We start from the raw sequence: 2,348 nt of genomic DNA on the forward strand, positions 1-2,348 counted from the left end.
ATTTTGAGTGTTGTTTATGAGTATACCACTTCTACTCATCAGGTAGCATAGTAAAAAATTTGAAACCCGTCAGGGTTTATTTGATATGCCTACTTTTATAAAATCTATAAAAGATAATAAAAACTATATGGAAAGACCGCATTTTATATAAAAATATATCTTAAGTTGATGGATGTGTGGTGGTACCCCTATACGGTTACTCATAGATTTCGTACTGTGTAACTCAAAAGAGAAAGTTTAATTAAGTCAATGATAGCAAGGGATTCAGCGGAGGGGGCAGTTGCACACAATATAAGATATGGGTAAGTCAATTATTTATATGTTAATATTATGCTATAAAAAAGAAAGTGGTGGTTGTGATGAGGGAAAGATGTCCGGTTTGTCAAAACTCTATTGAGGAACCCCAATTAGTGGGAGTGGGAGGGGGACGTGCAGAGCAATATAAATGTGAGAATTGTGGTACATTTTCCATGATTGAAGAAGCGAGAATCGAATTAAATGTAGAGCAGAAGAGAAAACTTTCTTCAATTTTAAGAAAGAGAAACATTAGAGGGATGGGAAAAATAATGATTTTTCTTAATCGACCAGATGAAAACCTTTCAGAATTTCCGTATCCTATTTATCTTTTAGCAGATCTATTAAGTGAATATCCAGATAGTGCTTCTGATAGGTTGGATGAGTCATTAATAAACTTAGCTAAATTGTCAAAATTTCCAGGTGACCCATTATATATTCGTGAATCAGATAAATCTCTATTTTTTGTACAAAGTGTTCATTTGTTGGAAATGAAATATATAGCGAACCAATTATTTCAGGACGAATTGATTGAGATATCTAAGCTATCGGCAGCAGATTTCCCTGCACATATTACAGTTACAGCAAAAGGGTGGAATCGTATTGCAGAATTAGAAAAAGGAAGAGAAGCGGATACTAAGCAGGTATTTGTCGCTATGTCGTTTAGTCCAAAAATGGATAGTCCATATAAGAATGCAATTGCAACGGCTGTAAAAGAAGCAGGTTATGAACCTATTCGAATTGATAAAGTGGAACACAATAACAAAATTGATGATGAGATTATAGTTAAAATAAGACAAAGTAAATTTGTAATTGCAGATTTCACTGAACATAGAGGTGGCGTCTATTTTGAAGCCGGCTATGCAATGGGACTTGGTAAACCTGTAATATGGACTTGCAGGGAAAATGACTTAGCAAATCTGCATTTTGATACTAGACAATATAGCCATATTGTTTGGAAAGATGAGAGGGAATTAAAAGAGTCATTACTTAATAGAATAAGAGCTACAATAAATTAAAAAGAGTGGCAGAATCGTGACCGCTTTTTGGCAGGAAATGTGCCGGTCGTTTTGGAATTAACGTGATATATTTGTATTGTGAGAAGTGGCGAAAAACACGACTCACTATGTTGTTTTTGAAATTCTAAACGGTTCGTAATGACGGCAAATAAAATCCGAAACCAGCAGATGGTAGTGATTGAATGATACCGTTATTAAGGAGAGCTTTTGCTCTTCTTCCAGTTACTTAATATTGTTGATATAGATGAATGTAGTAGCATTAGGTAATTGGAAGAAGGATAAAACTTCACATACCGTAATTAAAAGACAAGTAAATAAACGATAGCAAAGCATCCAATGGGGTGCTTTTTATTTTGGGAATAAGGAGTGATATGAGGGTGTTTATCGAATAGGAAGAAAAAGGGTTTCCAGCAACGCAGCAACATACAAATAATTTAAAACATCCATTGGTACAGCAGGTGGAAACCTGGTCTGACAAGAAAACCAAAGCATTAGATTTATTGGGGATTACAAACAGAACCAAAGTAGGCAGACAAATTACTGGTGGCTCTTCTGTTAGAAAAGATGCCGAGTTAAAGAAACCAAAGGCTAAAGTTAGTGAATTAGATGCTCATCGGAATAAATGGAGGAATAAAGTGTAAAAAAGACACTTATTAATAAGTGTCTTCCTGTTCATATTTTTTCAACTATCTTCAGGGTATGGTTTAACATTGGATACTTATAATATTACTTGATTGTAGACTTGTATATGTCATTGAAGGTGATAAATAGCCTTCTGTTGTACTATAAGGGTTTGAACTAGTTATAGTCATATAAAAAGTCTGGCCATTGTTCATTGTTATAGCTGCCAATTTACCAATACATCCAGATGTAGATATAGAAGGAGATGGGGTTGGAATTCCGACTGGAACAGTGACTGGAGTTGGTATTGGTATTGGATAGAGGGAAGGACCATATGGATATGGGTAGTGTGGGTAGTGTGGGTAGTGTGGGTGGTGTGGAGGTAGATGACCACCTGGTGGTTGAGTTCCTGGT

1 protein-coding gene and 1 pseudogene are annotated in these 2,348 nt (G+C 35.5%); one reads left to right on the plus strand and one right to left on the minus strand.

Features of this window, described 5'->3' with window-relative positions:
* Positions 1–359 precede the first annotated feature (359 nt).
* Positions 360–1,313 carry a nucleoside 2-deoxyribosyltransferase gene (locus tag U860_RS0130710; RefSeq protein ID WP_025151462.1) on the plus strand — a complete coding sequence of 318 codons (954 nt, stop codon included), beginning with the start codon at positions 360–362 and terminating at the stop codon, positions 1,311–1,313.
* 704 nt (positions 1,314–2,017) lie between these two features.
* Here U860_RS0130710 and U860_RS36180 read toward each other — a convergent pair.
* Positions 2,018–2,348: pseudogene (locus tag U860_RS36180) on the minus strand (hypothetical protein); the annotation flags it as partial.

Source organism: Bacillus sp. H1a (assembly GCF_000633475.1).
Classification (GTDB): Bacteria; Bacillota; Bacilli; order Bacillales; family Bacillaceae_G; genus Bacillus_A; species Bacillus_A paramycoides.